Annotated in this window: 2 protein-coding genes; both read left to right on the top strand. The window is 64.0% G+C overall.

From position 1 onward, the window contains the following. Positions 1-150 precede the first annotated feature (150 nt). On the top strand, positions 151-2,676 hold the full coding sequence (gene ptsP, locus WBB95_RS12840) for a phosphoenolpyruvate--protein phosphotransferase (protein WP_424487916.1): 2,526 nt from the start codon (positions 151-153) through the stop codon (positions 2,674-2,676). 2 nt (positions 2,677-2,678) lie between these two features. Further along, positions 2,679-2,957 carry a PTS transporter subunit EIIB gene (locus WBB95_RS12835; RefSeq protein WP_424487915.1) on the top strand — a complete coding sequence of 93 codons (279 nt, stop codon included), beginning with the start codon at positions 2,679-2,681 and terminating at the stop codon, positions 2,955-2,957. Positions 2,958-3,090: the final 133 nt, after the last annotated feature.

Raw genomic sequence — 3,090 nt, 5'->3', positions numbered from 1 at the left:
GGCTTGCTCGCGAAAGCGGTGGGTCATCCAATACATATGTCGCCTGATACACCACATTCGCGAGCAAGCCCGCTCCCACATTTGATCTTCGTCATCCCAGGACTCACATCCACCCTATGATTTTTACAGAACAAAACAGCAGGTGAAGTCATGACCACAACGCAACCCCTGGAACTGCTGGCGCCCCTGTCCGGGGTGCTGCTGGCACTGGATCAGGTGCCCGACCCGGTGTTCGCCAGCCGTCTGATCGGCGACGGCCTGTGCATCGACCCGATCTCGCAGACCCTCTGCGCACCACTGGCCGGGGTAATCAGCAATATTCAGGACAGTGGTCATGCGGTCAGCATCACCGACGACAACGGCGTTCAGGTGCTGCTGCACATCGGCCTGGACACTGTAAACCTGGCAGGCCAGGGCTTCACGCGGTGGGTGCAGGAAGGCCAGCGCGTCGAAGCCGGGCAGCCGCTGATTGAGTTCGATGCCGACTATGTGGCGCTCCATGCGCGCAGTTTGCTGACCTTGATGCTGGTGGTCAGCGGCCAGCCGTTTACCGTGCTGGCCAACGGCGTTGTGGAGCTGGGTCAGCCACTGTTGCAGTTATCCCCAGGTGAGGCCGTTGAAGCGGTGATTGAGGAGGAGGGCGACGCGCTGTTCTCCAAGCCGTTGACCTTGCCCAATGCCAACGGCTTGCACGCCCGCCCGGCGGCGGTGTTTGCCCAGGCGGCGAAGGGTTTCAACGCGAGCATTTACCTGCACAAACAAACCCAGAGCGCCAACGCGAAATCGCTGGTGGCAATCATGGCGTTGCAAACCGTGCAGGGCGATACCTTGCAAGTGAGCGCCGCGGGTGACGATGCTGACGTGGCGATCACGGCCCTGGTTGCGTTGTTGGCCGACGGCTGCGGCGAGACGGTGGCGGTAGTGCCAGAGGTGGTTGAAGCGGTCGCGCCGCTGTCGTCGGCGACCCTGCTGCGCGGCGTGTGCGCCTCGCCCGGTTCGGCGTTTGGTCAGGTGGTTCAAGTGGCTGAGCCTGAACTTGCGATCACTGAAAAAGGCCTGGGCGAAACCGCTGAACGCGCTGCCCTGCAGCGTGGGCTGCAGGCGGCAACCGAGGCGCTGCAAGCCCTGCAAGCCAAGGCGGCTGGCAGTGCCCAGGCCGAGATTTTCCGCGCCCATCAGGAACTGCTCGAAGACCCGACCTTGCTCGAACACGCCCACGGCCTGCTGGCCGAAGGCAAAAGCGCCGCGTTTGCCTGGAACAGCACCACGGTGGCGACCGCCCGGCAATTCCAGGCGTTGGGCAATGCATTGCTCGCCGAGCGCGCGGCAGACTTGGCCGATGTGGGCCAGCGGGTGCTGAAGCTGATCCTTGGAGTTCAAGACCGCGCCTGGGATTTGCCTGAGCGCGCGATCCTGATCGCTGAGCAACTGACGCCTTCGCAAACCGCCAGCCTGGATACGCGCAAGGTGCTCGGGTTTGTCACTGTCGGCGGCGGCGCGACCAGCCACGTCGCGATCCTCGCCCGTGCACTCGGCCTGCCGGCTATCTGTGGTGTGCCGGCGCAGGTGCTGGGTTTGGCCAACGGCAAACAGGTGCTACTCGATGCCGACAAAGGCGAGCTGCACCTGGAGCCGGACCTGGCTGAAATCCAGCAATTGGAGGCTACGCGCCAGCAGCAGGTTCTGCGACGTCAGCGCGAAGTCGCGCAGGCATCCTTGCCCGCCATTACCCGTGACGGCCATCACGTTGAAGTCACCGCCAACGTCGCCTCATTGCAGGAAGTGGAGCAGTCCCTGACCCTCGGTGGCGAAGGCGTCGGCCTGCTGCGCTCCGAATTCCTCTACCTGGACCGCAATCGCGCGCCCAGCCCCGAGGAGCAGGCCGGCACCTACTCCGCCATCGCCCGCGCGCTTGGCACGGAGCGCAACCTCGTGGTGCGCACCCTCGACGTCGGTGGCGACAAGCCGCTGGCCTATGTGCCGATGGAGGCCGAGACCAACCCATTCCTCGGCTTGCGCGGCATTCGCCTGTGCCTGGAGCGCCCTGAGTTATTGCGCGAACAGTTCCGCGCCATTCTCGCCAGCGCCGGTTTTGCGCGGCTGCACATCATGTTGCCGATGGTCAGCCTGCTGTCGGAGCTGCACCTGGCGCGGCAGATTCTGGAAGAGGAAGCACTGGCGTTAGGGCTTACCGAGCTGCCAAAGCTGGGGATCATGATCGAAGTGCCATCCGCGGCATTGATGGCGGACGTCTTCGCGCCCCACGTGGATTTCTTCTCCATCGGCACCAACGACCTGACCCAATACACCCTGGCCATGGACCGCGACCACCCACGCCTGGCCAGCCAGGCCGACAGCTTTCACCCGGCGGTGCTGCGCCTGATCGCCACTACCGTCAAGGCCGCCCATGCCCATGGCAAGTGGGTCGGCGTGTGTGGCGCGTTGGCGTCCGAAGCGCTGGCGGTGCCGGTGTTGATCGGATTGGGCGTGGATGAGTTGTCGGTCAGCGTGCCGTTGATCCCGACCATCAAGGCCACCGTGCGCGAACTGGACCTGGCCGACTGCCAGAGCATCGCCCGCCAGGTACTGGGCCTGGAAGAAGCCGCCCAAGTGCGCGAGACCTTGCGCCAGTACCACGCGGCCACTGTTGAAATCTCACCTGTTGTGGAGAACTGAGCATGTTCGAGAAATTGCAGCGGGCGTTCTGGAAAGCCCTGACCCCGGATTTGGTCGCCGAGACAGTGGTGGCGCCAGCGCCGAGCCTGTTGTCGGCTGAGGTGCTGAGTGCACTGGGTGGCGCGGATAACCTCACTTCACAGCAACGCGTGGCGCTGACGCGGGTGCGGGTGCAGTTGCAGGATGCGGCGCGGCTGGATTCTGCGGCACTCAAAGCGGCGGGTGTGCCGGGTGTGATGGTGTTGGCAGGGGGAGTGGTACACCTGATCACCGGCCTTTAAGAACACTGAAGATCACAGGTGATAGGGCTGTTTGTGTTGTGGTGAGCGGGCTTGCCCCGCGCTGGGGCGCGAAGCGGCCCTAAAATTAGCCGCCGTGTAGTGTCTGACAGTCATGCGGTGTGCTGGATGGGGC

This window comes from Pseudomonas sp. (assembly GCF_049645325.1).
Classification (GTDB): Bacteria; Pseudomonadota; Gammaproteobacteria; order Pseudomonadales; family Pseudomonadaceae; genus Aquipseudomonas.
The sequence above is the reverse complement of the archived record's forward strand: the minus strand, read 5'-3'. Positions and strand labels throughout refer to the sequence as shown.

Coding starts and splice junctions, on each gene's coding strand:
- ptsP (WP_424487916.1), top strand. CDS start 151: ATGACCACAACGCAACCCCTGGAACTGCTGGCGCCCCTGTCCGGGGTG.
- WBB95_RS12835 (WP_424487915.1), top strand. CDS start 2,679: ATGTTCGAGAAATTGCAGCGGGCGTTCTGGAAAGCCCTGACCCCGGAT.